This window comes from Aquidulcibacter sp. (assembly GCF_020253525.1).
GTDB lineage: Bacteria > Pseudomonadota > Alphaproteobacteria > Caulobacterales > Aquidulcibacteraceae > Aquidulcibacter.
In genome coordinates this window covers 51361-74845 of sequence record NZ_JADCBK010000064.1, presented here as the reverse complement: position 1 = coordinate 74845, position 23485 = coordinate 51361, and the positions used below count along the sequence as shown (strand labels likewise).

25 protein-coding genes are annotated in these 23485 nt (G+C 54.8%); 10 read left to right on the top strand and 15 right to left on the bottom strand.

From position 1 onward, the window contains the following. Window positions 1–36 precede the first annotated feature (36 nt). Window positions 37–414 carry a 50S ribosomal protein L19 gene (gene rplS / locus IOB61_RS08615; RefSeq protein ID WP_085340947.1) on the bottom strand — a complete coding sequence of 126 codons (378 nt, stop codon included), beginning with the start codon at window positions 412–414 and terminating at the stop codon, window positions 37–39. A 127-nt stretch (window positions 415–541) separates the two neighbouring features. After that, window positions 542–1237, bottom strand: coding sequence for a tRNA (guanosine(37)-N1)-methyltransferase TrmD (trmD, locus tag IOB61_RS08610; protein WP_290815146.1), 696 nt, complete (start codon window positions 1235–1237; stop codon window positions 542–544). 121 nt (window positions 1238–1358) lie between these two features. Between trmD and IOB61_RS08605 the strand changes: the two genes are divergently transcribed. Genes IOB61_RS08605 through IOB61_RS08590 form a run of 4 tightly spaced genes read left to right on the top strand, consistent with a single transcriptional unit; the run spans window position 1359 to window position 4802 of the window. Beyond that, a complete protein-coding gene (locus tag IOB61_RS08605) occupies window positions 1359–2771 on the top strand; it encodes a Mur ligase family protein (protein WP_290815144.1) in 1413 nt (470 codons plus the stop codon). Next, complete coding sequence (locus IOB61_RS08600; protein ID WP_290815142.1) at window positions 2771–3418, top strand: LysE family translocator; 648 nt, start codon at window positions 2771–2773, stop codon at window positions 3416–3418. Before IOB61_RS08605 ends, IOB61_RS08600 begins: the two co-directional genes overlap by 1 nt. 49 nt (window positions 3419–3467) lie before the next feature. After that, entirely contained in the window at window positions 3468–4010 is a 543-nt protein-coding gene (locus IOB61_RS08595; protein WP_290815140.1) for a hypothetical protein, read from the top strand. A gap of 15 nt (window positions 4011–4025) precedes the next feature. Further along, entirely contained in the window at window positions 4026–4802 is a 777-nt protein-coding gene (locus tag IOB61_RS08590; protein ID WP_085340952.1) for an SDR family oxidoreductase, read from the top strand. 9 nt (window positions 4803–4811) lie between these two features. On the opposite strand, the gene IOB61_RS08585 is transcribed toward IOB61_RS08590, so the two are convergent. Next, complete coding sequence (locus IOB61_RS08585) at window positions 4812–5261, bottom strand: hypothetical protein (RefSeq protein ID WP_290815137.1); 450 nt, start codon at window positions 5259–5261, stop codon at window positions 4812–4814. A 92-nt stretch (window positions 5262–5353) separates the two neighbouring features. On the opposite strand from IOB61_RS08585, the gene IOB61_RS08580 reads away from it, so the two are divergent. From IOB61_RS08580 to IOB61_RS08570, 3 genes are all read left to right on the top strand, one after another. Continuing rightward, entirely contained in the window at window positions 5354–7153 is a 1800-nt protein-coding gene (locus tag IOB61_RS08580; protein WP_290815165.1) for a cation:proton antiporter, read from the top strand. 95 nt (window positions 7154–7248) lie between these two features. Further along, complete coding sequence (gene carA, locus IOB61_RS08575) at window positions 7249–8445, top strand: glutamine-hydrolyzing carbamoyl-phosphate synthase small subunit (RefSeq protein WP_290815135.1); 1197 nt, start codon at window positions 7249–7251, stop codon at window positions 8443–8445. A gap of 47 nt (window positions 8446–8492) precedes the next feature. Further along, a complete protein-coding gene (locus IOB61_RS08570; protein WP_290815133.1) occupies window positions 8493–10040 on the top strand; it encodes an ABC transporter substrate-binding protein in 1548 nt (515 codons plus the stop codon). Window positions 10041–10042: 2 nt separating this feature from the next. On the opposite strand, the gene IOB61_RS08565 is transcribed toward IOB61_RS08570, so the two are convergent. Further along, window positions 10043–11332: a dicarboxylate/amino acid:cation symporter gene (locus IOB61_RS08565; RefSeq protein WP_290815131.1), complete on the bottom strand. Its 1290-nt coding sequence runs from the start codon at window positions 11330–11332 to the stop codon at window positions 10043–10045. 312 nt (window positions 11333–11644) lie between these two features. Between IOB61_RS08565 and IOB61_RS08560 the strand changes: the two genes are divergently transcribed. Then, a complete protein-coding gene (locus IOB61_RS08560; protein ID WP_290815129.1) occupies window positions 11645–12913 on the top strand; it encodes a dicarboxylate/amino acid:cation symporter in 1269 nt (422 codons plus the stop codon). A gap of 3 nt (window positions 12914–12916) precedes the next feature. On the opposite strand, the gene rph is transcribed toward IOB61_RS08560, so the two are convergent. The 3 genes from rph to IOB61_RS08545 are packed head-to-tail and all read right to left on the bottom strand — an operon-like array spanning window position 12917 to window position 14809. Beyond that, a complete protein-coding gene (gene rph, locus IOB61_RS08555; protein ID WP_290815163.1) occupies window positions 12917–13633 on the bottom strand; it encodes a ribonuclease PH in 717 nt (238 codons plus the stop codon). Further along, window positions 13633–14226, bottom strand: a complete 594-nt coding sequence (gene rimM / locus IOB61_RS08550) for a ribosome maturation factor RimM (protein ID WP_290815127.1) — start codon at window positions 14224–14226, stop codon at window positions 13633–13635. The genes rph and rimM overlap by 1 nt, the downstream gene beginning before the upstream one ends. Continuing rightward, window positions 14219–14809: an ATP-dependent Clp protease proteolytic subunit gene (locus IOB61_RS08545; protein ID WP_290815125.1), complete on the bottom strand. Its 591-nt coding sequence runs from the start codon at window positions 14807–14809 to the stop codon at window positions 14219–14221. The genes rimM and IOB61_RS08545 overlap by 8 nt, the downstream gene beginning before the upstream one ends. Window positions 14810–14995: 186 nt before the next feature. Between IOB61_RS08545 and IOB61_RS08540 the strand changes: the two genes are divergently transcribed. Next, the gene (locus tag IOB61_RS08540) at window positions 14996–15868 is read left to right on the top strand and encodes a dienelactone hydrolase family protein (RefSeq protein ID WP_290815122.1); all 873 of its coding nucleotides are present in this window, start codon (window positions 14996–14998) and stop codon (window positions 15866–15868) included. On the opposite strand, the gene IOB61_RS08535 is transcribed toward IOB61_RS08540, so the two are convergent. From IOB61_RS08535 to IOB61_RS08520, 4 genes are read right to left on the bottom strand one after another with little or no spacing between them, the layout of a single operon-like run. Continuing rightward, entirely contained in the window at window positions 15865–17487 is a 1623-nt protein-coding gene (locus tag IOB61_RS08535) for an alpha-glucosidase (RefSeq protein ID WP_290815120.1), read from the bottom strand. The two genes, IOB61_RS08540 and IOB61_RS08535, sit on opposite strands and share 4 nt — an antisense overlap. Beyond that, window positions 17488–18093, bottom strand: a complete 606-nt coding sequence (locus IOB61_RS08530; RefSeq protein WP_290815118.1) for a Smr/MutS family protein — start codon at window positions 18091–18093, stop codon at window positions 17488–17490. Between the two features lie 2 nt (window positions 18094–18095). Further along, on the bottom strand, window positions 18096–19445 hold the full coding sequence (locus tag IOB61_RS08525; RefSeq protein ID WP_290815116.1) for an MltA domain-containing protein: 1350 nt from the start codon (window positions 19443–19445) through the stop codon (window positions 18096–18098). A 2-nt stretch (window positions 19446–19447) separates the two neighbouring features. Further along, entirely contained in the window at window positions 19448–20071 is a 624-nt protein-coding gene (locus IOB61_RS08520; RefSeq protein WP_290815114.1) for a Tim44/TimA family putative adaptor protein, read from the bottom strand. A 136-nt stretch (window positions 20072–20207) separates the two neighbouring features. Here IOB61_RS08520 and secB point away from each other — a divergent pair, with 136 nt between their 5' ends. Beyond that, a complete protein-coding gene (secB, locus tag IOB61_RS08515; protein WP_290815111.1) occupies window positions 20208–20708 on the top strand; it encodes a protein-export chaperone SecB in 501 nt (166 codons plus the stop codon). On the opposite strand, the gene dnaQ is transcribed toward secB, so the two are convergent. Genes dnaQ through IOB61_RS08495 form a run of 4 tightly spaced genes read right to left on the bottom strand, consistent with a single transcriptional unit; the run spans window position 20705 to window position 23484 of the window. Next, a complete protein-coding gene (gene dnaQ / locus IOB61_RS08510; protein ID WP_290815109.1) occupies window positions 20705–21451 on the bottom strand; it encodes a DNA polymerase III subunit epsilon in 747 nt (248 codons plus the stop codon). The genes secB and dnaQ overlap by 4 nt on opposite strands. A 1-nt stretch (window position 21452) precedes the next feature. After that, window positions 21453–22052 carry a dephospho-CoA kinase gene (gene coaE / locus IOB61_RS08505; protein ID WP_290815107.1) on the bottom strand — a complete coding sequence of 200 codons (600 nt, stop codon included), beginning with the start codon at window positions 22050–22052 and terminating at the stop codon, window positions 21453–21455. Continuing rightward, window positions 22049–22900, bottom strand: a complete 852-nt coding sequence (gene aroE, locus IOB61_RS08500; RefSeq protein ID WP_290815105.1) for a shikimate dehydrogenase — start codon at window positions 22898–22900, stop codon at window positions 22049–22051. The genes coaE and aroE overlap by 4 nt, the downstream gene beginning before the upstream one ends. Further along, on the bottom strand, window positions 22897–23484 hold the full coding sequence (locus IOB61_RS08495; RefSeq protein ID WP_290815103.1) for a Maf family protein: 588 nt from the start codon (window positions 23482–23484) through the stop codon (window positions 22897–22899). Before IOB61_RS08495 ends, aroE begins: the two co-directional genes overlap by 4 nt. Window position 23485: the final 1 nt, after the last annotated feature.

Sequence of the window (23485 nt, the reverse complement as noted above, 5' to 3'; positions counted from 1 at the left end):
GGGACCGCCTTCTTAGCTTTGTGCCAGTAGCTTAGCTTATTCGCCGAAGCCGCGGCCGTCGGTGCGCTCGGCGATACGAGCCGATTTACCGCGGCGATCACGCAGATAATACAGCTTGGCGCGGCGCACTTTACCTTTGCGCACGACGGTGATCGACTCAACGTTTGGCGAATGCAGTGGGAAAACCCGCTCAACGCCTTCGCCGAAGGAGATTTTGCGAACAGTGAAGTTAGCATTGATGCCACCGCCAGAGCGGGCAATACAAACGCCTTCATAGGCCTGAACGCGCTCGCGCTCACCTTCTTTGATCTTCACGTTCACGCGCAGGGTGTCACCTGGCGAAAATTCTGGGATGGACTTGCCTTCGGAGACGCGTGCGACTTCCTCGGCATCGAGTGTTTCGATGATATTCATGTCAGCTCACCTTGCACGATTCCAACTTAAGGCTTTGAAACCAGATCAAAAGCTCAAGAAGGCCGCGGCATTGTTGTTGTCAAAGAGAACTTTGAGGTTGAAAGAAGAGGCGCGTTTATACGAATGCTCAGGCTTTGTCACCCTTATAAACTGCCCAAAGGTCCGGTCGGCGCGCCTCAGTGGCGGATTCAGATTGCTGTTTCTTCCACGCGGCAATCTTAGCGTGGTCGCCCGACATCAGGACGGGGGGGATCTCGTGGCCCTCAAAACTGCGCGGCCGGGTATAGAGTGGATGTTCCAAGAGGCCCGTTTCAAAGCTTTCCTCGCCTAGGCTTTCGGCATTGCCGAGAAGGCCCGGCAGTAAACGTACACTGGCCTCGACCAGCATTTGAGCGGGCAAATCCCCCCCGGTCAGGACGATGTCGCCAACCGAAATTTCCTCCATCTCACGCGCTTGAATTACACGTTCATCAAGACCTTCAAAGCGACCACAAAACAAGATGACACCGGGGCCTGTTGCCAATTCTCGAACCCGAGCTTGGGTTAAGGGCTTGCCACGCGGGGTTAGGTAAATCAGAGGGCGGCCATCACGGGAGATACTATCAATCGCGCGAGCAGCCACGTCGGCCTTCATGACCATGCCTGCACCGCCCCCCGCCGGGGTGTCGTCAACCTGGCGGTGCTTCCCATCGCCAAAGTCACGCAAGTTAATCAATTCCAACGACCACACGGACTTCTCAAGCCCAGTACCGATCAAGGACGCGCCAAGGGCACCGGGCCAAGCCTCTGGGGTTAGGGTGATGACGGAAACAGAAAAAGACATGGTGTCTTCTAGCCTAGCACTAGGCTTCTGCGAAGTCGGCCCAAACATAACGGCCGGCCCCGCTAACGCGACCTGCGAACCCAGACGTGACGGCCCCGAAAAGCCGCGCTAAAGGGTCAGAATGAACATTTATTTTCTGGGAATCGGTGGGGCTGGCGTCAGCGCTTTGGCCAGCGTCCTGCAGTCGCAAGGCCATAATGTCACCGGGTCAGATGAAGGGGTTTTCCCGCCCGTATCGACCTATCTCGACCAAGCTGGCATTGCTTATGCCAAGCGCTTTGACGTGGCCAATCTGCCAGAGAAAATCGATGTGGCTGTGGTGGGAACCACAGCAAAAATGGACCCGGCAACCAATCCCGAATTAGCTGAACTGCAGGCGCGCGGCGTCCCTTGCTATAACTTCGCAACTTACCTTGGCCACTACACCCAAGAGCGCGAAAATCTCATTGTAGCGGGCAGTTTTGGCAAAAGCTCGCTCACCGCCTTAGTCGCTTTCCTATTGCGCCATGCCGGGCAAGATCCTGGCTGGTTCATTGGTGCCATCCCGCTCGACTTACCCAAAACGGGTCATGCTGGCACAGACCCGCTGTTTATCATGGAGGGCGATGAATATATCGTCAGCCTTCAAGATCGGCGCAGTAAGTTCGAACTCTATAATCCAAGCCACATCCTGATTTCCTCTATTGTTCATGACCATATCAATATGTTCCCGACGATGGAGAGTTATGAAGCCCCATTTGCCAAGCTATTCTCAAACCTACCCAGAGACGGCCTGTTGATTGCCTGCCACACCTATGAGCCCGTGCGGCGATTGGTCGGGCACCGGCCGGCAATCTGGTACGGCTTAAAGCCAAATCCGGGCTATTCTGCAGACGCGATCACCATCGGTGAAGTCACCCGATTTGACCTTGTTGGCCCAAACGGCGACCGGATCGCGTTGGAGACCGAACTGTTGGGCCTGCACAATATTGAGAATCTGATCGGCGGCGCTGCCTTTGTGCTGGAACGTGGCCTTATGACCCCTTCGCAGATTCAAGCAGCAGTGCGTGCATTCCGCGGCGTTGCCCGTCGCCTCGACAAGAAAACCAGCACCTCCGTCGTCCCGGCTTATGAAGGTTTTGGCTCCTCCTTTGAGAAAGCCCGCTCTGCAATTGATGCGATACGCCTCCATTTCCCAAGTCGGCCCTTGGTGGTCGTGTTTGAGCCGCATACATTCTCTTGGCGCAATCAAGACGCGTTGAGCTGGTATGATCGTGTTTTTGACGGTTGCGATCAGGTCCATATTTTGCCGCCGCCCCGAATTGGTGCGGCAAGCCAAAACCAACTCACGCTCGCTGAAATCTTGTCGCGCGTCCATTCCGCCGGTGTGTTCGCCCAAGGCGTGGAGGATACAGACGCCTTTCTTGAGCAAATACCGACCAAACTAAAGGGGGATGAGGTCGTCCTCCTTCTGTCCTCTGGGCCTCTTGATGGACTAGCCGACAGCCTACCCAAACGCCTCGACGCCTTATTTGGGGACCGGACCACTAGCTGATGAACTTCGACCACTTACCCGTAGACCCCCACGCCTATGCATCCTTTTTGCTGATTATGGCGGGCATGGCTGCGACGCCTGGGCCGGCTAATCTATTTGCCTTGGCAACCGGTCTGGCCCACGGACCACGTGCTGGACTATGGGGCGTGTTCGGAATGAACGTTGCTTCACTGGTGTGGTTCGTCTTTGCGGCGCTGGGATTGGGTGTGCTGATGCGACTCTATCCCACTGTGTTTTCTATGCTTGCCATATTGGGCGGGCTGTATTTGGCGTGGCTGGGCTTTAAAGCGCTTCGGTCCGCGCTGTCCAAGGAGACACAAGGCTTCAAACTTGCCGGACAAGCTGCAGGCAGCAACCCCTTTAAAGACGGCTTTCTGGTTCAGATCAGCAATCCAAAGGCACTGCTCTTTTTCACCGCAGTATTGCCCCCATTCATTGACCCACAGCGCGATACTGTCCCGCAATTGGCTATGTTTGCGGCTGGGACGGTTCTGTTTGATACGATCACTATGTCGATGTTTGCGCTCGCCGGCGGCCTGATGGCGCGGCAGTTTGCGCAAGCCCGCTTCGCCCGGCTTTTTTCAGGGGCCGTTGGGATATTGCTCCTCAGCACAGCCACGATGATGCTGCTTAGGACCGTGCATTGAACCCACAAGCAAACCACTTCATTGAATATTTTTTCAGTGAGGTGTGGGCATGGCCAAGAGACGTTCCCCAGAACCGATTTCAGTAATTGAGGACCGCCTCTTGCGCGCATCGGTTGCGCTGGGCGATAATCTCGACAGCATCTCCATGCCGGAATTGGCCGCCGCTGCCCAAATCGCAGTTGGCACCCTGTATCGAATTGCACCCTCAAAAATAGCCCTTGCAGCCCTTCTGGACGCGCGCGCACAAGCCCAGTTTGATCGCCATGTTTTCGCGCCCTTCCCAGCGCGCCTTAGTCTTGAAGAACGATTTCGTCTTATGTGGTCTAGGCTTGCTGAATTTTCCTTACAGGAAGCGGACATCGCGGCTTATCTGGCACGTAAGCCAATGGCCCCTGACAGCGCCTTCATCAAGGCAAGCGCGATTTTTGCGCGCGACGGCGCGGCCACCGGCGTGTTGAAGACACTTAGCGGCGAAGAATTGGCTGCTATTGTCTGGGGTCCGCTGTCTGCCCTCTTGCGCAATCATGCCTGTTCGGTGGAAAGTCTCCAACAACTCGAACAAGCGGCTTGGGATGGTCTGCGTCGCATATAATTCAGGGAGACGAACATGACAGGACGTATGGCCGGCAAAATGGCCTTAATCACCGGGGCTGCCCAAGGTTTAGGCGCAGCCATCGCGACCATGTATGCCAAGGAAGGCGCAAAAGTCGTCGTCACTGACATTAATGGGGCAGGCGCAGAGGCAACCGCTGCTGCCATCAACGCGCTTTATCCCGGCCATGCAACCGCCTTCCAGCAAGATGTTTGCTCTGAAGCGCGTTGGATCGAGATCGTCAATGCAGCGCATGATGCCATGGGCGGCCTCAATGTTCTGGTCAACAATGCCGGTATCGGCAGCCTTGGTTCGGTTGAAAGCGAAAGCTTTGAGAACTGGAAAAAGGTTATGGCGGTGGATGTCGATTCCGTCTTCTTGGGATGTAAATATGCCCTCGGCGTCATGAAGCCTTATGGGCCTGGTGCAATCGTCAATATCTCCTCCATCGCAGGCCTGATCGCTTCGGCCAATTATGCCGCTTACAATGCCGCAAAGGCCGCTGTTTGGTTGCTGACAAAGTCCGTCGCGCTCCATTGCGCACGCAAAGTGCCGGGTTTCCGGTGCAATTCGATCCACCCAACCTTTATTAAGACACCCATCCTAGACGGAATGGCTGGATTGGTTGGCTCACAAGAAGAAGCTTATGCAAAACTGGCCCGCCAAGTGCCGCTAGGTCGCTTAGGTGAGCCAGACGATATTGCTTATGCGGCCGTTTATCTAGCCAGCGACGAAAGCAAGTTTGTGACGGGCGCAGAATTGAAAGTCGATGGCGGCATCTCGGCCATGTAAGACACAAGCCTAGCGCACAATTACGGACAACAAAACGACACGTGCAATGCCGGGGCCGACCACACGGTCGGTTACGGCCTGCATGCGCTGACCTAAAATCTGCGTATCGGGAACACGACCCGGGACGAAGAAGCTATTCACAAATTCCTGCGCCACACCGCGCCAAGCTGCTCGTAAAGACGGCGTTGCTGCTTGTGCCCGCTCCCGCTGGGGCATGGCACTCACCACAATGCCCATATCAATCTGGATGATACCAATCGGCCGATACTGGCGCATGATGCTGGCCGTGATTTGGTTAGACCCGAGGAAGCCAGCCTCATTGCCGCCGCCTTTGGGCACAGGCTTGGCGGCCTCCGCTGAAAGAACCCCGACGCTCGCACTCGAGGTCAAAGCAAGCGTTGCGGCGGTCGCAGACTTAGCGAAGCAACGTCTGCTCAGATTTTGGAACGAATCAGTCATGACGCCGATTTTCGAGGAAACGCGTTAAAGAAACGTGGCAAATCAAGTCAGACTGCACTAGGCTTGGTGCAGGAGGATATGTTTTGGCAGGTATGGTGGACATGACGGCCTTTAAAGAGCCTGTCATTATTCTGACGGCTGCAGCCATTGTTGTGCCCTTGTTCCACCGATTCAAAATCAGCCCCGTCCTAGGCTTCATCCTTTGCGGCATCCTCTTGGGGCCATCTGGCTTGGGGGGATTGGCCGTTCAGCAGCCTTGGCTGAATAGCTTCACCATACAAGATCGCGCGTCCATCGCCATGATGGCGGAAATGGGAATCGTATTTCTTCTTTTTGCTATCGGTCTTGAGCTGTCGTTTGAGCGCCTAAACATGATGCGGAAAGTCGTTTTTGGCCTTGGCTCCCTGCAATTGGGTCTATCGGCGCTTGCGATTTTCGCGGTTTGCTACTTTTTCCTCGATACAACCGGCACCGGAGCCGCAGTTATCGGCCTTGCCTTGTCCTTATCGTCAACCGCCGTTGTGTTGCAAACTTTGGCCGAGCAAAAGCGCCTGACCAGCCCCACCGGACGCGGCGCTTTTGGCGTCCTACTCTTTCAGGATTTGGCCGTCGTCCCTGTTTTATTTGCGGTCTCGATGCTGGCACCTGACCGGATGGGCCTTGGCGTCGGCGGACTTGTGCAGAGCTTGGCGCTTGCCGTGCTCGCCGTTGGTCTGACAATCGTTATTGGACGGATTGTTCTGCGGCCCCTGTTTCGTCAAGCTGCGCGGACCCGCAGCCCAGAAATCTTTATGGCAGCCTGTTTACTGGTGGTGATAGCGACAGCCCTCGGCAGCGCGGCTGCAGGACTTTCTATGGCCCTTGGAGCCTTCTTGGCAGGACTTTTGTTGGCCGAAACTGAGTATCGCCGAGAAGTTGAAGCAACCATTGAACCGTTTAAAGGCTTATTGCTGGGTGTCTTCCTTGTTTCGGTGGGGATGAGTGTTGATATCGCAAAAGTGCTGGAGCGGCCACTTGAGATTGCCGGGGCAATCATCGGTTTGATCGCACTTAAGGCCGCAGTCGTCGCAGCGCTTGGCCCCAGCTTCGGCATTAAGCGACCCGCCGCAATCAAGGCAGGGCTGATCCTTGGGCCCGGTGGCGAGTTTGCTTTTGTGGTCCTAGGCCTTGCAACCAGCCTCTCGGTTCTACCCGCCGAACAAGCAGACTTTGCCCTGCTTGTTGCTGCGATCACAATGTGCCTAATCCCACTTTTGGGTCGCTATGGCATGCATAAGACCAACGCGGCACAGCCCACCGACGCTGAGGAAAGGGATTTAGCGCAACAAGCCAGTCAAACAGAGAGCCCTCATGTTATTGTCGCTGGCTATGGCCGGGTCGGCGTGGTCGTCGTGGAACTACTGGCCGAGCAAAAAATTCCCTATCTTGCCGTAGACTCAGATATTGATCGGGTCCGTCGGGCGCGCAAATCGGGAAAGAACGTCTATTTTGGTGACGCTTCGCGCGGCGAATTTCTACGTGCATGCGGGATCGAGCGGGCGCGGGCCTTGGTTGTAACGATGGATGGTGGCCCAGCCGTTGACCAAGTCGTAACATCTGCCCACCTTGAGCAGCCAAACCTGCCAATCGTTGCGCGCAGTCGTGACGCCGCACACGCCGTCCATCTTTATAGTTTGGGGGTCCGCGAAGCGGTCCCAGAAACCCTAGAGGCCAGCTTGCAGGTGGGTGAAGCCATTCTGGTCGAGTCCGGCGTGGCGATGGGCAATATACTGGTCGCCATTCATGAAAAGAGGGCTTCCATGCGCGCGTCGCTGCTGGAAGCTTCAACCTCAGCCACACCATCAGAGCGCATGCGGGTACTGCGGGATCAGCATCAAAAAGAAAGCACGTGAGCACTGCCTGCTCCGCATTATGGACACTGCTGCCATCCTGATTTGACCTCACGCGCTCACAGGCTTAACAGCAACAAAATCCCGGGAGCACCACCTTGACCTCTGCGCAAGATCACGCGCTCGCTTTCGCGCGCCAACCGACAGCCGCCCTTGTTTTGGCGGATGGCACAGTTTTTTGGGGCCACGGCTGTGGCGCAATTGGCGAAGCCGTCGCCGAAGTCTGCTTTAACACAGCAATGTCGGGCTATCAGGAAATCCTAACGGACCCATCCTATGCTGGGCAAATCGTCGCCTTTACCGCGCCCCATATCGGCAATACGGGGACTAATGGTGAAGACGAAGAAGATGTATCCCCGCCCGCTGCAAACGGCGCTCGTGGTGCGGTCATGCGTGCGGACATCACGCGCCCATCCAATTGGCGCTCTACCGCTTCATTGGACGCGTGGCTTAAGTCCAAGAACATTGTTGGGCTCACCGGCATTGATACGCGGGCACTGACGGTAAGAATTCGCGAACATGGTATGCCCCATGGCGTGATTGTGCATGCACCAGACGGCCAGATTGACGTCGCTACCTTGGCAGCCAAGGCAGCTGCATGGTCCGGCCTTGAAGGCCTAGACCTCGCCAAGGACGTGACCTGCAAGACCGCATATGACTTTGATGGTACGCAATGGTCTTGGCCCGCTGGTACTGGCACGGCCGACACGCAGGAAGATCTCAAGGCCGTCGTGTTGGATTTTGGCGTCAAAGAAAACATCCTGCGTTGCCTCGGCTCGACGGGTGCCAAAATCCATGTGATGCCGGCGAACTCCAAGGCAGAGGACGTCCTCGCGCATAAGCCAAACGGGGTCCTGTTGTCGAATGGCCCAGGCGACCCTGCTGCGACCGGAGCCTATGCGGTCGAGACGATCCAAAAGATCATTGCGGCCAAAGTGCCCGTCTTTGGCATCTGCTTGGGCCATCAAATGCTGGGCCTCGCTTTAGGGGCCAAGACCATCAAGATGGCGCAGGGCCACCATGGCGCAAACCACCCCGTACAAGATCTTTCCACGGGCAAGGTCGAAATCGTTTCCATGAATCACGGCTTTGCCATTGATCGCACAAGCTTGCCCGAAGGTGTTGTCGAAACGCACATTTCCCTATTCGATGGTTCCAATTGCGGCATTGGATTGGCCGATCAGCCTGTGTTCTCGGTGCAGTATCACCCAGAGGCCAGCCCAGGCCCTAAGGACAGTTTCTATCTGTTTGAGCGCTTTAGAGACGCGATGCGGGCGCACAAACAGGCGCAATGACGCGCTTGTGCACTTGACGTCGTGAGTTTGGGCGGCATTGTCAGGCTATGAGCCAGATCAATCGCCGCACCCTTCTCTCCAGCTTCGCCATCGTTCCTGCCCTTTCGACGCTGTCTGCCTGTGGCAAGACCGCAGCCCCAGCCGATATCTTGAGGGTCGGCTTGCGCGGTGGACCCGATTCTCTAGACCCTTTGAAAGCAGAGTTTGCGGCCGCGGCACTTTTGTTCCGGCAATTCTATTTGCCAGTTGTCGGCTATGGCCCCAAAGGTGGCCCAGCTCCGGGCTTTGCCACCTCCTGGACTCCCAGCAATGATAACAAGACTTGGACCTTTGAAATCGCACAAGGTCTTACGTGGTCGGATGGCAAAGCCATTGATTCAAAAGATGTCCTTGATAGCTTGCGGATGGGGGCTGACCGAAAGACAGCTTATGCGGACGCGTCAGAACTTTATATGATCAAAGGCTATCGCGATTGCGTTGTGGACGGCAAAGACCCGACAACGATTGGCGTCTCTGCCCCCAGCCCAACCAGTCTTGTGATTGAGCTGGAAGTATCTGATGCGGCCTTCTGGAGCCGAATGCAGGAATTCTATCCTGTACCGATGCATACGATTGCCGCACACGGCGAAAAGTGGACTGACCTAGATAAGATTGTTGTATCGGGCCCCTACAAGCCGATAGAGCGGTCGCAAACGCGGCTGGTTTTCGACAAGAACCCCAAAGGTGGCTGGGTAGAAGGCATGCCCGGAAAGATCAGTGTCGAAGCTATTGATGATTCCTCGACCCGTTTACGTATGTTCCAATCCGGCGACCTTGATTTGGCGCAAGATCCGCCCCTATTGCGCGCAGGCGATTTTGCCAAAGAATTCGGCAGCCAGTATCAACGTTTCCAAGCGCCGCGCCTAATCTACATCAGTTTCAATACCAAAAAACCACAACTTCAAGACCCCGACATCCGACGGGCGCTGGCCATGGGTTTTGACCGCACAGTTATTGCAAATGCGGTGATGCGCGGATCTGTCGAGCCGGCCGGACGATTTGTTCGTGACCAAGCACAACCCAAATATGATCCAGACGGAGCGCGGGCCATTTTGAGCGCAAAGGGCTATACGCCCGCAAATCCGTTGCGATTTGAAATCTTGGTAACCAAGGATGATCGCGAACGTGCCGCAATTCAGATTGTCGATATGTGGAAGCAGATCGGGGTTGAGGCCACGATGTTTGCCGCAGATTCCAGTGCCATCATTTCACGTCTGAATGGCTTTGATTTCGAGAGCGCGATTGTTAGCATCGATAAGGGTATGAAGTCTGATGCGATCGACTTGATGGCATCATGGGGAGAGGGTGGGACAGCCTATTCCCACCAATGGAAAGACCCGGCCTTCAATCAAGCCCTTTCCGATGCGCGGGCACAAAGCGAGCCTGCCGCCCGCCTTGAAAAAACATTGGCTGCCGAGCAAATCTTGTTAAAGGCCTGCCCTGTTACAGGGGTATGGTTCTTCCCGTCTTCTTGGCTTGTAAACCCCCGCGTGACTGGCGGTCTTGAGGGGATCGCTCCCATCATTTGGCCGACGCTGAGATTGACCAAATCCTAGCCTTAGCTTTGAGCGGCTGGTGCCTCGCGTAACTGATTGTCCTTATAAGCCTCGACATCAAGCTCGCCTTCCCATTTGGCAACCGCGACTGCGGCGGCGCTGTCGCCCAAGACGTTTACGACTGTGCGCATCATGTCCATGATCCGATCAGCGCCAAGAATAATTGCAATCACCTCAACCGGTACGCCCGCTATTCCTAAGACCAACGGAATGAAGACGATTGATCCGCCAGGAATGCCTGCGGCACCGATAGCTCCTAAGGATGCCGCAATCACAATCCCGACCAATTGACCGCTATCGAGCGGTATCCCAAACAATTGCGCGCCAAAAATGGTCACGATGCAGATATACATCGCCGTGCCATCCATATTGACGGTTGCGCCCATGGACGAGACAAAGGCGCTCATCCGACGAGAAATACCCAATTTTTCGATCATGCAACGCATGGTGACGGGCAGGGTCGCATTGGAAGATGAGGTCGAATAGGCAACAGCCATGGCCTCTGACATGCCTTTGAAGAACGGCAATATCGGCAAGCCCAAAACAAACTTGATAAAGCCGCCATAGACAACAAAGCCATAAATGAAACAGCCAAGATAGACGGTGCCAATTAAAGCGGCGAGCTTTACCAAAGCATCCGCGCCCATGAGCGCGACAGCCCAAGCCATCAAAGCAAAAGCGCCAATCGGGGCAAGTTCCATAATATAGGTAACAAGCTTGGTCAGAGCATGGGCTGCCCCGTCCAAGACATCAGCAACAGGTTTTGCCGCCTCGCGCGCGCCCAAAACGCCAATGCCTAATAGAATGGCAAAGACGATCACGCTCAACATATCGCCTTCAGCCAAGGCCTTAACCGGATTGGCCGGGATGAACATGGCTAGAATATCCGCGCCGGTTGGTGGGGGCTTTACTGGTGGCGCAGAAAGGCCGACGGGGGCTTCAATCCCTGCGCCAGGTTGGAGCAGCATCGCCAAACCAACACCGAGACACGCAGCCAAAAGACCGGAAGGTATGTACAGCGCGGCGATCCGGGCACCAGACTTTCCAAGCCGACTCAAATCGCCAATCGACACAACAGCTGCAGCAACCGACACAAAGATCAACGGCACCGACAACATCCGGATCAAGCGGATGAAGGCATCTCCAATCAGCTTCAGCGCGGCTGACCATGCCTCACCGTCGATTAAGCCATTAAGATAGCCCTCTGGCCTGATCCCAAAGCCCAAGAAGACACCCAAAACCATGGCGACGAGGATGCGAAGCCACAAAGGCTTTTGAAAGAAGGCGGTCATGCAGGTCCATTTGGTGCGAGCTTAATAAACTTTCAGAAAACGACCGATGGTGCCAACGCGCAATTGCCAAGGGGTCAATTCACCGTGAGCTGATTGGCATAAGATGCGGTCTGCATAGCGATAAGCTGCTCATGTTACGCGCAATTTTCCCTTTGGGAGGGTCAGACGGCTATTAACGCTTCACATCAAGTTGAATGAGGCATAAGTCTAGTCTCTAAGTCGCACGGGGGTGGACCACAGGAGAGCGGGACCAGCAGGGGTTTTACAACCTCATGGCCCTCTGTGTGTTCGGATTAAAAACAGGGCTACCGCATGAACAAGCATTTCACACTCTTTATTCTCGCCGCCATGGTTTTGGGGATTGCGGTCGGTGCCGCCATTTTCCAGTTTGTTCCCAAAGAAGGCCAAGAAGTCTGGGCGGGCAATTTTAAGATTGTGACCGATGTTTTCTTGCGTTTGATCAAAATGATCATCGCGCCCTTGGTGTTTGCGACCTTGGTTGCCGGGATCGCACATATTGGCGATACAACGACTTTAGGCCGCGTTGGTATCAAAACCATGGCATGGTTTCTCGCGGCCTCCTTGGTTTCCCTAACTCTAGGTGCCGTGATTGCTAGCCTGCTGCACCCAGGCGTTGGCCTAAATCTGCCGATTCCGCCTGTTGATGCCGTAAGCGATATCAAGCCTACAGCGCTGACCTTGAAGGATTTCATCATCCATTTGGTGCCGAAATCCATCGTCGAGGCCATGGCGAACAATGAAATCTTGCAGATCGTGGTCTTTTCGATCTTCTTCGGCGTCGCTGTGACAGCTATGGGCGAAGAAGGCAAACCCTTGGCAGACCTGGCAGACAAGGTTTCCCATGCCATGTTGAAGCTCACAGGCTATGTGATGTCATTGGCACCGCTGGCCGTATTTGCCGCTGTGGCAGCCGTGATCGCAACCAAGGGCCTAGCCGTTCTGGGCACATATGCATCCTTCATTGGTGGCTTCTATTTGGCCCTGATGATTTTGTGGGGTCTTTTGCTACTCGCCGGCTTTGTCGTCATCGGCCCAGCGATCGGTAATTTGATCGCCCGCATACGTGAACCCACTTTGCTTGCCTTCTCTACCGCGTCATCTGAGGCGGCTTATCCAAAAACCATGGAGCAATTGGAAAAGTTTGGTGTATCGCGCCGCATCGCCAGCTTCGTGCTGCCTTTGGGTTATTCGTTCAACCTCGACGGCTCTATGATGTATTGCACGTTCGCAACGCTGTTCATCGCCCAAGCCTATGGCATCCACCTAACCGTCCCACAGATTGCAACCATGCTGCTGTTGCTGATGGTGACATCAAAGGGCATGGCCGGGGTTCCGCGCGCCTCGCTCGTCGTGATTGCGGCAACGCTTTCCTTCTTCAAAATTCCAGAGGCCGGGATTTTGCTGATCTTGGCGGTGGACCATTTCCTCGACATGGGCCGCTCTGCCACCAACGTCATTGGCAACTCTATCGCCACAGCGGTGGTCGCCAAATGGGAAGGCGATCTAACCGATGATGAATTGGTGGCCGACCAAAAGGCAGGGATCAAAAACCAAAGCTAAAGTCTAAAGGCCCAGTGCTTGGCGCTGGGCCGCAAACAAATCCTCACAGCCAGACTTTGCAAGCGACAGCAAGACCTGCAGTTCTGCCTCGGTGAAAGGCCGCTCTTCGCCGGTTGCTTGCACTTCAACAAGGCCAAGCCCCTGGGCCAAAACAAAGTTGGCATCGGCTTCAGCATTTGAGTCCTCGGCATAGTCGAGATCCAAAACCGGAACGCCTTGATAAATCCCGCATGAAACGGCGGCAACTTGCGCGCGGATTGGCTCGTCGGTGATCAAGCCCTCAGCCTTGAGGTACAGACAGGCCTGCTTGAGCGCGACCCACGCGCCTGTCAGCGCCGCAGTCCGTGTGCCGCCATCGGCTTGGATCACGTCACAATCGATGGTGATTTGACGCTCTCCCAAGGCGACCAGATCGACTACCGAGCGCAGACCGCGCCCAATCAAGCGCTGAATCTCTTGTGTGCGGCCCGATTGCTTGCCGGAAGCAGCCTCGCGACGACCCCGCGTGTGGGTGGCCCGGGGCAGCATGCCATACTCGGCTGTTACCCAACCGCGCTTCTGCCCACGCAGCCAACCCGGAAGGCTTTCTTCCAAAGAGGCTGTCACCAACACATGTGTATTGCCAAACTTCGCCAGACATGAGCCCTCTGCATAGCGCGACACACCGGCTTCAAGGCTCAACGGACGCAATTGTTCGGGGGTGCGACCAGAAGGACGGATCATGAGGAAGGGCCTTTCAATGGCTTTTTTGACGATTTTGGGCGGGAGGGTTGCTCTGGTGGCTCTTCTAAGACTTCGCCAATCACCGGGATCAAGCCAATCGGCACATCGCCAACAAGCTTTCTTCCAGGCAAATCAACAATAGGAACCAAGGCCTTGGTAAAGGGCAGAAACCAACTGCCCTTTGCACCGGGCGTCGCCTCAATCTCGAGCAAATCTTGGGGTCCGGGAATAACCGCTCGAACACGACCCAAGTCCGCTCCGTCCAAAGCCTCCAGACGCAGCCCAATCAAGTCAACATGATAAAATTCGTCTTCTTCCGCTTCAGGCAATCGATCACGGGGAACAAACAGCTTGGTATTTCGCAAAGCCATAGCCGCTTCTCGCGTCGGCACTTCTTTGGAAGTCACCACAATGCCATCCTTGATCGGCCGCCAAGATTGGACCGACAAAATGACTTGCCCCTTTTCATTACAAAAAGGGGCATAATCCACGATAGCTTCTGGGTCTGCGGTAAAGCTGCGCAGGCGTATCTCACCGCGCACCCCAAAGGCACCGGCGATTGCGCCTACCAATACGAAAGACTTAGCCAATATCGGTACGCTTGGTGACAATCTTGCCAACAAGGCCATAGGCCACGGCTTCTTCCGCGCTCATCCAATAATCGCGATCGGTATCAGCCTTGATTTTCTCGATGGGCTGACCGGTCGCCTCAGCGAAAATCGCGTTCAGACGTTCGCGCATACGAATGATTTCACGGGCCTGGATTTCAATATCCGACACCATGCCACCAACACCACCGCGTGGTTCATGCAGCAAGAAACGGGTGTTGGGCAAGCAGAAGCGACGCTCACGCTCAGCCGCCGCATAAATCAAGGCACCCGCAGAAGCGACCCAGCCCGAGCCCAAAACATTCACAGGTGCCGACACAAACTTGATCATGTCATGGATCATGTCGCCGCTTTCCACGTGACCGCCTGGTGAAGAGATGATCAAAAGGATGGGCTTATCGGACTCCCCCGACAAAGCCAGCATGCGTTCACAAACCCGCTGGGCCAGTTTATCGTCCACGCCGCCAGTAAGTAGAATGGTGCGGCTGTCGAAGAGCGCCTTTTCTACAATGGCTGGGGCTGGATTACCCGCTTTGCTTTCGTCTTCTTCGTCCATGCGAAACATGCTTCTAGGCTCCTCGTTCACTCGCTCTTTCCGACACGCTTTTGTTGATTTGGTCAACCTAGCGGCAGCCGCAGCGCTGTTATCGTCTGCTCTAAGTGGTAAAGCCTGATGGATTATGAAAGAGCGTGCAATGCACTTGACGCACTTAGTCAAAGGTGAAACCCAAAGACGGAGGAGTATTGCACCATGAATTTGACCCGTCCCGACGGCCCTGATGCCACTGTTACTTTGTCTCGTCGCGGCCTAACTGGCGCTTTGGGCTTTGCAGGCTTCGCAGCGGCTATTCGTCCAGTCCATGCGGCCGCGATCACAACCCCATCCGAGGGTTTGATAACAGAAATGGTGAGCTTTCCGTCGCAAGGATTTGACCTGCCCGCCTTTGTGGCGCGCCCACAGGCAAAAGGGCGGAAGCCTGTAGTTATTGTGGTGAGCGAAATTTTCGGTTTGCATGAATATATTCGTGATGTATGTCGCCGGCTTGCTCGTCTAGGCTATGTCGCCATCGCGCCCTCTTTCTTTGCCCGTGCGGGTGATCCTGCGCCGCTAACTGACTTTACCAAAATCATGCCCATCGTGAATGCGGCCAATAATGCGCAAGTCATGGGCGACATAACCGCCACGATTGCGTGGCTAGACCAACAAAAATTCGTCAAAAAGGATGCAATCGGCATTACTGGTTTCTGTTGGGGCGGGGCGGTTGTATGGATGGCCAGCGCGCTTACACCTCGCATCAAGGCAGGGGTCGCTTGGTATGGCCGTTTGACGCCCCGCGAAGGGTCTACCGATCAGCGCAAATGGCCCTTGGATGTGGCGGGTGAACTGAAAAGCCCTGTCCTTGGCCTATATGCGGAAAATGATGGCGGAATTCCGCTTTCGAGCGTTGAAGCCATGAAAGCCGCTTTGGAAAAGGCGGGCAATCGGGAAAGCCGCTTTATCATTTATCCCGGAACCCAACATGGCTTCCACGCTGATTATCGGCCGCAATATCAAGAAGCTGCCGCTAAACAGGGTTGGGATGAATTGCTGGCTTGGTTTGCCGCTAATGGCGTGAAGCCTTAGGCCCAGACCTGAGTTGACCACGGGCCCATTTGGGTTGTGGTGATGTCCCCAGAGGCGAGGATAAAGCTGCGCTTCGCCAAAAGCGCGAGGATCTTCTCTGGTAGCGGACAAGGTTCGCTGGCCAAATTCATGCAAACCAAGCCACGGACGCCGCGCCGATAGACAAACAAGGACTCATGCTCGGGCAGCAGATCTTCATAGGCCCCAAAAACCCAAGTTTCGGGATCTTTTGCCCGAAGCTCTAACAAGGCTCGATAAAAGGCCCACACAGAGTGTTCGTCCGCCTGCTGGGTAGCTAAATCCACACCTCCGCGATTGGGGGTAGGCTTCAGCCACGGTGTGCCTGCGCCGAATCCGCCTTCGGGTGTCCAGGGATAGGGGGTGCGGGCATGGTCGCGCGTCATCGCGACGGCTTTGGCTAGGGCTTCGGCTTCGCTATTGCCTTTTGACTTCGCCAGACGATAGGTGGTCTTCGCCCAAACATCATCCAATTCCTCGACGCTGGTGATTGTGGTGTCGCCCATGCCCAATTCGTCACCCTGATAAATAAAGGGCGTAGCGCGTTGTAGAACATAGCTTGCTGCTAAGGCTTTTGCGACCAGATTGGCGTCGGCCTCTGCGTCACCAAAACGGGCGATCAGGCGGCGGAGGTCATGATTGCCGACAACACAGGAATTCCAGCCATCTGGGCCAATGCCTTTATCCCATCGATCAAACACACTTTTGAACCAGACACGATCCCAACCCGCACCTTGACGTGAAGCTGTATGATCAACAAAATCAAAGTGATAGATCATGTGCAGCATGGGATCGGCGGGATTTACGATGGCCGCAGCCCGCTCTGGATTAAGGCCCGGACCCTCACCAATGGCGACGCAATCGTAGAGATCAAATACCTCTCGTCGCATATCCCGCAGCCATTCATGTAAACGGGGACCACCCGCCAACATATGATAGAGCGGCATCGGTCTAGGGTCTGGCGCATCGGGTAGTCCGAGTGGCTTTGAGATAACGGTCACCACGTCAAGACGGAAGCCGCTTACGCCCTTATCGAGCCAAAACCGCATGGCACCATATATCTCGTCGCGTACTGCCGGGTTCTCCCAATTCAGATCTGCCTGCGTCTTATCGAAGAGATGGAGATAATAGGCTGGATCACCTTCAGGCTTAGACCAGGCTGGACCACCAAAAATGGACTGCCAATTATTGGGCTTGTCCCGCCAGATATAATAGTCGCGATAAGGGCCCGTGGGATCAGCAAGGGCCGCTTGAAACCATGGGTGATCAATGGAAGTGTGATTTAGCGCAATATCCAAAACGATTTTAAGGTCTAGGCGTTTAGCCTCAGCCAACAGCGCCTCAAAATCCGCCATCGTCCCAAACAAAGGGTCAATCTCGCGATAGCCCGACATGTCATAGCCATTATCGACCATGGGTGAGCGGAAGATTGGCGACATCCAGACAATGCCAGCCCCTAAGGCTTTAACTGCACGAAGGCCTTCGGTGATCCCAGCCAAATCACCCACACCATCGCCATTGGCATCGCGAAAGGACCGTGGATAGATCTGATAGACAGAGCGGGTCTTCCACCAAGTATCTTTGGATGTTTCACCGCTCATTTAGGTATCCTTCAGCGCTTTCAACAGAACATAATAGGCTCCGCTGCCGCCATGACGTGGGTGGGCAGAAGCATAGCCGGAAACATGCTCCCGAATGCCTTGACCGCTCAACCATTCTGGCAGGCGGCGACGGATGACGCCGGGTTGGGGTGTCAGATAATCCTCACCAATTTCGATCGCGCGACCCTTGCCCGTCACCACCAATACGCAGCGCGCTCCGCCAGACCGCATGCGGACTAGAAAACCGGCAAGCGCGGTTTGGGCATCCATTTGTCGATAGCCATGCAAATCAATCGTACCGTCAATGTCGAGCTTGCCGCGTCGTACCTTTTTGTGCCCGGAAGCATCTGAAACCAGCGTCGCAGGTTTGTTCTCAGGCTTTGGCGCAGGAGACACAGGCATATGTCGGGCAGCTTTGGCTCGTTTAAGCACCAAATGGGGTAATTCCGGTGCAGGCCTTTGAATGACTTGTGGCGCAGGGGGGCTTGACTGCGAAAGGTCTTCTGACTCTGTTTTGGGTTTCTTGTGACCATAGGGTCGCACAGTTCGGGCAATCCGATGCCACAGTTTTGCTTCCTCCGGCATCAAATCGCGACGCCGGCTCATACTCAGCGGCCTGCGCTAGCAGCGGGTGTGGGATTCATGCCTTTTGGCAAAAGCACCCAAAACCGCACGTCATGATTGATCCGGCCAGCCCGCAATCCCGCTTCTGGCCCTGTGCCCCAATAGAGATCACCTCGGATCGGGCCACGAATGGCTCCGCCTGTATCTTGGGCGACTACCAAACGACGCAAGCTGACATCGGAAGACAAGGCCACGCGCGGGGCATCCGCTGCTAAGAAGATAGGAACGCCATAAGCATGGTAGCTCGTATCCACAGCGAGCGAACCATTCGCTTCCAGTGGGGCCTGCTGCCCCCCTCTTGGCCCAACGCTGGGGTCCTTAATGGACTCGAGACGGAAAAATACTGTGCGTGGGTTGGCGTTTAAAACTTCACGCGCTTCCTTGGGAGACGCAGTCTTAAACCACGTCTTGATCGCATCCATCGAAGCGCCATTGACCGGTAACGCACCGCGACGGATCAATTCTTGCGCGTTTGACCCAAAGCGATGGCCATTATGGGCGGCAAAGGCGGCACGAACTTGTGTGCCATCCTCAAATTGTAGTCGGCCAGAGCCTTGAACTTGCAAGGATAGAACCTCTGCCGGTTCCCCCCAAGCCAATACGGGTGCGGTGTTTTCGTTGATTTGAGCTCGTGACCAATAAGGCACAACTTTTCCCCGATCCATCCGAGCGACGATAGAGCGATTACGAAGCGTGGGATCGAATTGGCCTAGGTCAATTTCAAACAAATCTGCAGGTCTGGCCTGAATAGGCTCCGAAAAGACGGGGGTCTTGACCCGCGACGCAGCCATGATTGGCTCATAATAGCCGGTTAGTCTTCCGATATCGGTAGTTTCGGTTGAGACACGCCAAGCCTGAAACTGGCTTTCCCAGAAGCTGCGATCTTCAAGGCTGGGATCTTGGGCCAAAGCGCAAACCTCGGCCCAATCCCCTACGCGGCCAGAATAGGACGCAATAGGAGACAAAAGCTGCTCCTTGGGTCGAGCTTGAGAGATTGCACAAGACCGTACCAGTGCGCGCCGCGCTGCCCCTACATCTGTCTCCGCCCAATCTGGTAGGCCGTCAAATGCAACTTGGCTAAAGAGCAACGGTACAATATCGGCGGGCGGCACTGGCGCGGCTGAAGGCGTAATCGGGCTCGTTGCCGGTCTTAGGGGTGTTGCAGGCGCTGCAGCTACGGGCGGCGGTGGTACCACCGGCTTAACTACGGGAGCAGGTGCCGGGATTGGTTGTGCAACTGGCGCAGGCACGGGTACCGGTGCCACCGTGGCGCAAGCCGTCAGGAAAACCGGCATCAAGCCTGATGCGGCCAAAAGACCCAAAGAACGACGCATGCTTAGGCAGTCCGGACTGCGCTCAAGAGCCAATTTGGATCGCGCGCGTCAACAGAACGCTCAAACGTCCAAATTTCATCAGCTGCGCGCAGGCCATCGCCGCCATCGGCTAGGTCTGACGAGAAAGCTACGTCAATGCGGGCAATCTTGCCGTCTAACTCGGCATCGAGGATTTTGGCGTCGCTCAATCGAATGACTTCAATCTTGGGTGCATTCGCGGCCCGACGCTCATCCATCGCAACCTTATAGGCTTCGAACACATCGGCATCGACGAGACCTTTCAATGTCTCCTCGTCTCCAGCGCCATAGGCCGTCACGATCATCTCATAAGCTGCCTTTGCGCCCTCCAAGAAGTTAGCCGCATTGAACCCGCGCTGGGCTGCACCGATGGCCTTCAGACCAGCAGCACCAGGGCCATCATATTCCTTGACAGGGAAAGACAGGACTTTGCCGTTTTCATCGGCGGATGCGGGCGTGTCCGCATCGCCTTTATCGGCAGGCGCATCTGGTAAACCAAATCGTGGTTGCCGCATGGGAGGTGGCTCAGCGCCACGGTTTTGGCCTAGAACTTGGTACAAACGGCCAAGGACGAGTGCTGCCACAACGGCAAAAAAGACTATTTCCATGGTTTTCGATCCGGTTCCGCTTGGTTTTGAATGGCGGTCTTACTCTCATATAGGGTGCAATGTGGCGTAAGTCAGCCACTTGGTTGCCGTAAAGGGCTGTTGCGTGCTAGCCACCACAGCTTCTGGAGATCATCACATGACAGACGAAACGGCCTCTGAGCCACTAGAAAACGGTTCTTTAGCGAATGGTGGGGCCGAAACTGCCCCTTCGGTCCGTGTTTTAGCCCAATATGTAAAGGATTTTTCGTTTGAAAATCCAAATGCACCAAATTCCTTGCGGGAAGGTGTACAGCCAAAAATCGATCTTCAATTAGACGTGAGCGCCCGGGCGATGGATGAATCCGGCGTTTTTGAAGTCGATTTGAAGATCAATGCGCGCAGTGATCGTGAAGGTCAGACCCAATTCATCATCGAGTTGGTGTATTCAGGCTTGTTCCAGTTCGCCAATGTTCCTGGTGAAGCCTTGGAGCCCTTGTTGTTGGCTGAATGTCCGAAGATTCTCTTCCCATTTGCGCGCCAATTGATTGCGACCAACAGCCAGGCTGGTGGCTATCCGCCTTTGATGTTGGATCCAATGGATTTTGGCGCACTTTATGCCACTCAGCGCATTGAGCGCTCCAGCGGTCAGCCTTCCTAAGCGATTGCCTGCCCCTTTTCGGCAAGGAATTTGTGCCAAGCAGGTTCCTTGCCAAGGGTGGCGACAAAAGCACGGTGCGCTTCTATTTCTTCTAATGTAGATAAGGGCTCTAAAGCTTGAGCACGTTCGCGTCTGGGCTGTCCGGCTTTGGTTTCCAAAATGCCTTGCGTCGTTTGGTTCGGGGCTTGAGTCGCCTCGACAGGATCGAGAAAATCGAGACGCCTTTCCCGGCCCCCTTTAAGTTCAAGATAAACCGCTGCGAGCAATTGGGAGTCCAGCAAGGCCCCGTGTTTATCGCGTGCGGTCAAATCAATGTTCAACCGACGGCATAAAGCATCCAGAGAGGCCGGAGCACCGGGATATTTTTTGCGCGCGATCACTAAGGTATCGACACAGCGTTCTTTTGGAATCAGCGGCAAGCCAAGACGCCCAAGCTCGGCATTCAAAAAGCGTCGGTCAAATTCGGCATTATGCGCGACAAGCGGGGCATCGCCAATAAACGCCAATAGCTCTTCAACCACCTCAGACGCACCAAACACTGGCTTATCGGCCAAAAATTCATTGGTCAGGCCGTGAACCCGAACCACTTCAGCCGGTACATCGCGTTCAGGATTGATATAGCGGTGGAAAGTCGCACCGGTCGGAACAAGGTCGATTAACTCAACACAGCCGATTTCGACAATTCTGTCGCCTCGCTCCGGGTCAGTTCCTGTGGTTTCAGTATCAAAAACGATTTCGCGCATCTTATTCTTCCGCTGCCGCCATCAAAGCTGCGTAAACTTTCCCAACTTGTTCGCGAGCTGCGTCAAGCCCTAAGCCGGTCTCGATGACAAAATCGGACTTAGCTCTTTTTATTTCATCAGGGGTCTGACGGGCTAAAATCGCCTGAAACTTCTCGTCTGTCATACCGGGGCGGGCCAGAACACGTGCCTTTTGGATATCAGCCGGGCAAGAAACGACGATCACCGCATGAACATAAGCTTCACCACCGGTTTCAAACAAGAGCGGCACATCGACGATCACTAAAGGTGCCCCTTTTTCCCGTGCAGCGGCCAAAAAGTCCGCGCGGTCCTTACCGACCAAGGGGTGCACGATGGCTTCAATTTGTTTCAGAAGCGTCGCGTCTTGTAAAATTCTAGCTGTTAGAACGCCTCGATCAACACCTTCAGGGCCAATCGCTTCGGGGACTAGCGCCTGAAGCGGAGCAATTGCGGCACCCCCCGGGCTATAGAGACGGTGAACGGCAGCATCCGCATCCCAAATAGGCACGCCCAAATCTTGAAACATGGTCGAGGTTGTCGATTTCCCCATACCGATTGAGCCGGTCAGCGCCACAATCTTCATGCAGTAAGCGCCTTCTCCAACGTGTTCAGACCATCTTGCAGATTAGGTAGAACGCCAAACCAATGCTGAAACGCCAAGGCCCCTTGCCCGGCCAACATACCAAGGCCATCAAGATAACGACGTTTATAACTTTTCGCGCTCTCTAGATATGCGGTCATCCGAGGTGAATAGATGGTGTCATAGATAATCGCGTCAGGATGGGTCGGCGAAAAATCCGGCGAAAAGGGCGAGTGGTTATTGAGGCCTTGACTGGTAGCGTTGATGACAAGGCTGGCATTGGCCAAATGCTGCGAGAGATCCTGCCACGTTCCAACACGAATTTGTTGTGGATTTAGCTGATCTGCGATTTTCTGCGCCCGTGCTTGATCGCGATTAATCACGCAAATTCCTTTATCGCTATGGGCAGACAAGGCAGCAAGGATAGATCTGGCTGCACCTCCTGCACCCAACACAACAATATGGCCTTCCAGACTGCGCCAATGTGCTGCACGGCTATCTAGGTCCGCGACCAATCCGTCGCCATCAGTATTATTGGCATCATAACCACGGCCTGCGCGGTCCAAAGTCAAACAATTAGCTGCACCGACCAACCTCACTCGGTCTGACTGCTGTAACGCTGCAGCTGCCGCACGTTCTTTAAATGGGGTCGTAATATTCAGTCCACAGACATCGCTAGCGGCTAGGCCCTGCAATGCTGTTTCAAAGTTTTCCGGCTCTACCGGTAAAGCCACATACAGAGCGTTGAACCCATGGGCTTGAATCCATGAATTCTGTAGAATAGGCGACATGGAATGGCGTACGGGATTGCCCAAGACGGCATAAAGCTCTGTCGATCCTGTTATCCTCATGTCGGGAGTTCCCCATGAAGACGCAAAAAGGCCAAAACTTCTAACAATGGCAGACCTAGAATCGAGAAAAAGTCGCCCTCAACACGGTCAAACAATTGCGCGCCTGGGCCTTCAAATTGGTAACAGCCAACACTTGAGAGGGCCGCATCCCCATAGGCCTTTAGATAATCGCGCAAAAAAGCATCGGAGAATACCCGCATAGTTAGTTTGGGGCTGGTGACCAAGCGCCAAATGACCTGACCGTCTTTAGCGATTACGGCCGCACATTCTAAACTATGGGTCTTGCCGCGCAATACAGACAGACGCTGAAAAGCTTCTTCTAAAGTCTCAGCCTTATCAAAGGAACGGCCTTCAAACGCTAGAATCTGGTCACATCCAAGTACGAACCCGCTCCGCTTTTGTGAGACTTTAACGGCTTTGAGCTCAGCTAATTTGTCGGCCTGATTTCGTGGGCTAGCGCCTTCAGCACGCATGGCCTCTTTGACGGCATCTTCATCAACCCCAGATCCAACCGCCTCAAACTCAACACCAGCTTGAGAAAGGATATGTTTTCGAATGGCACTGGTAGAAGCAAGCGTCAGCATG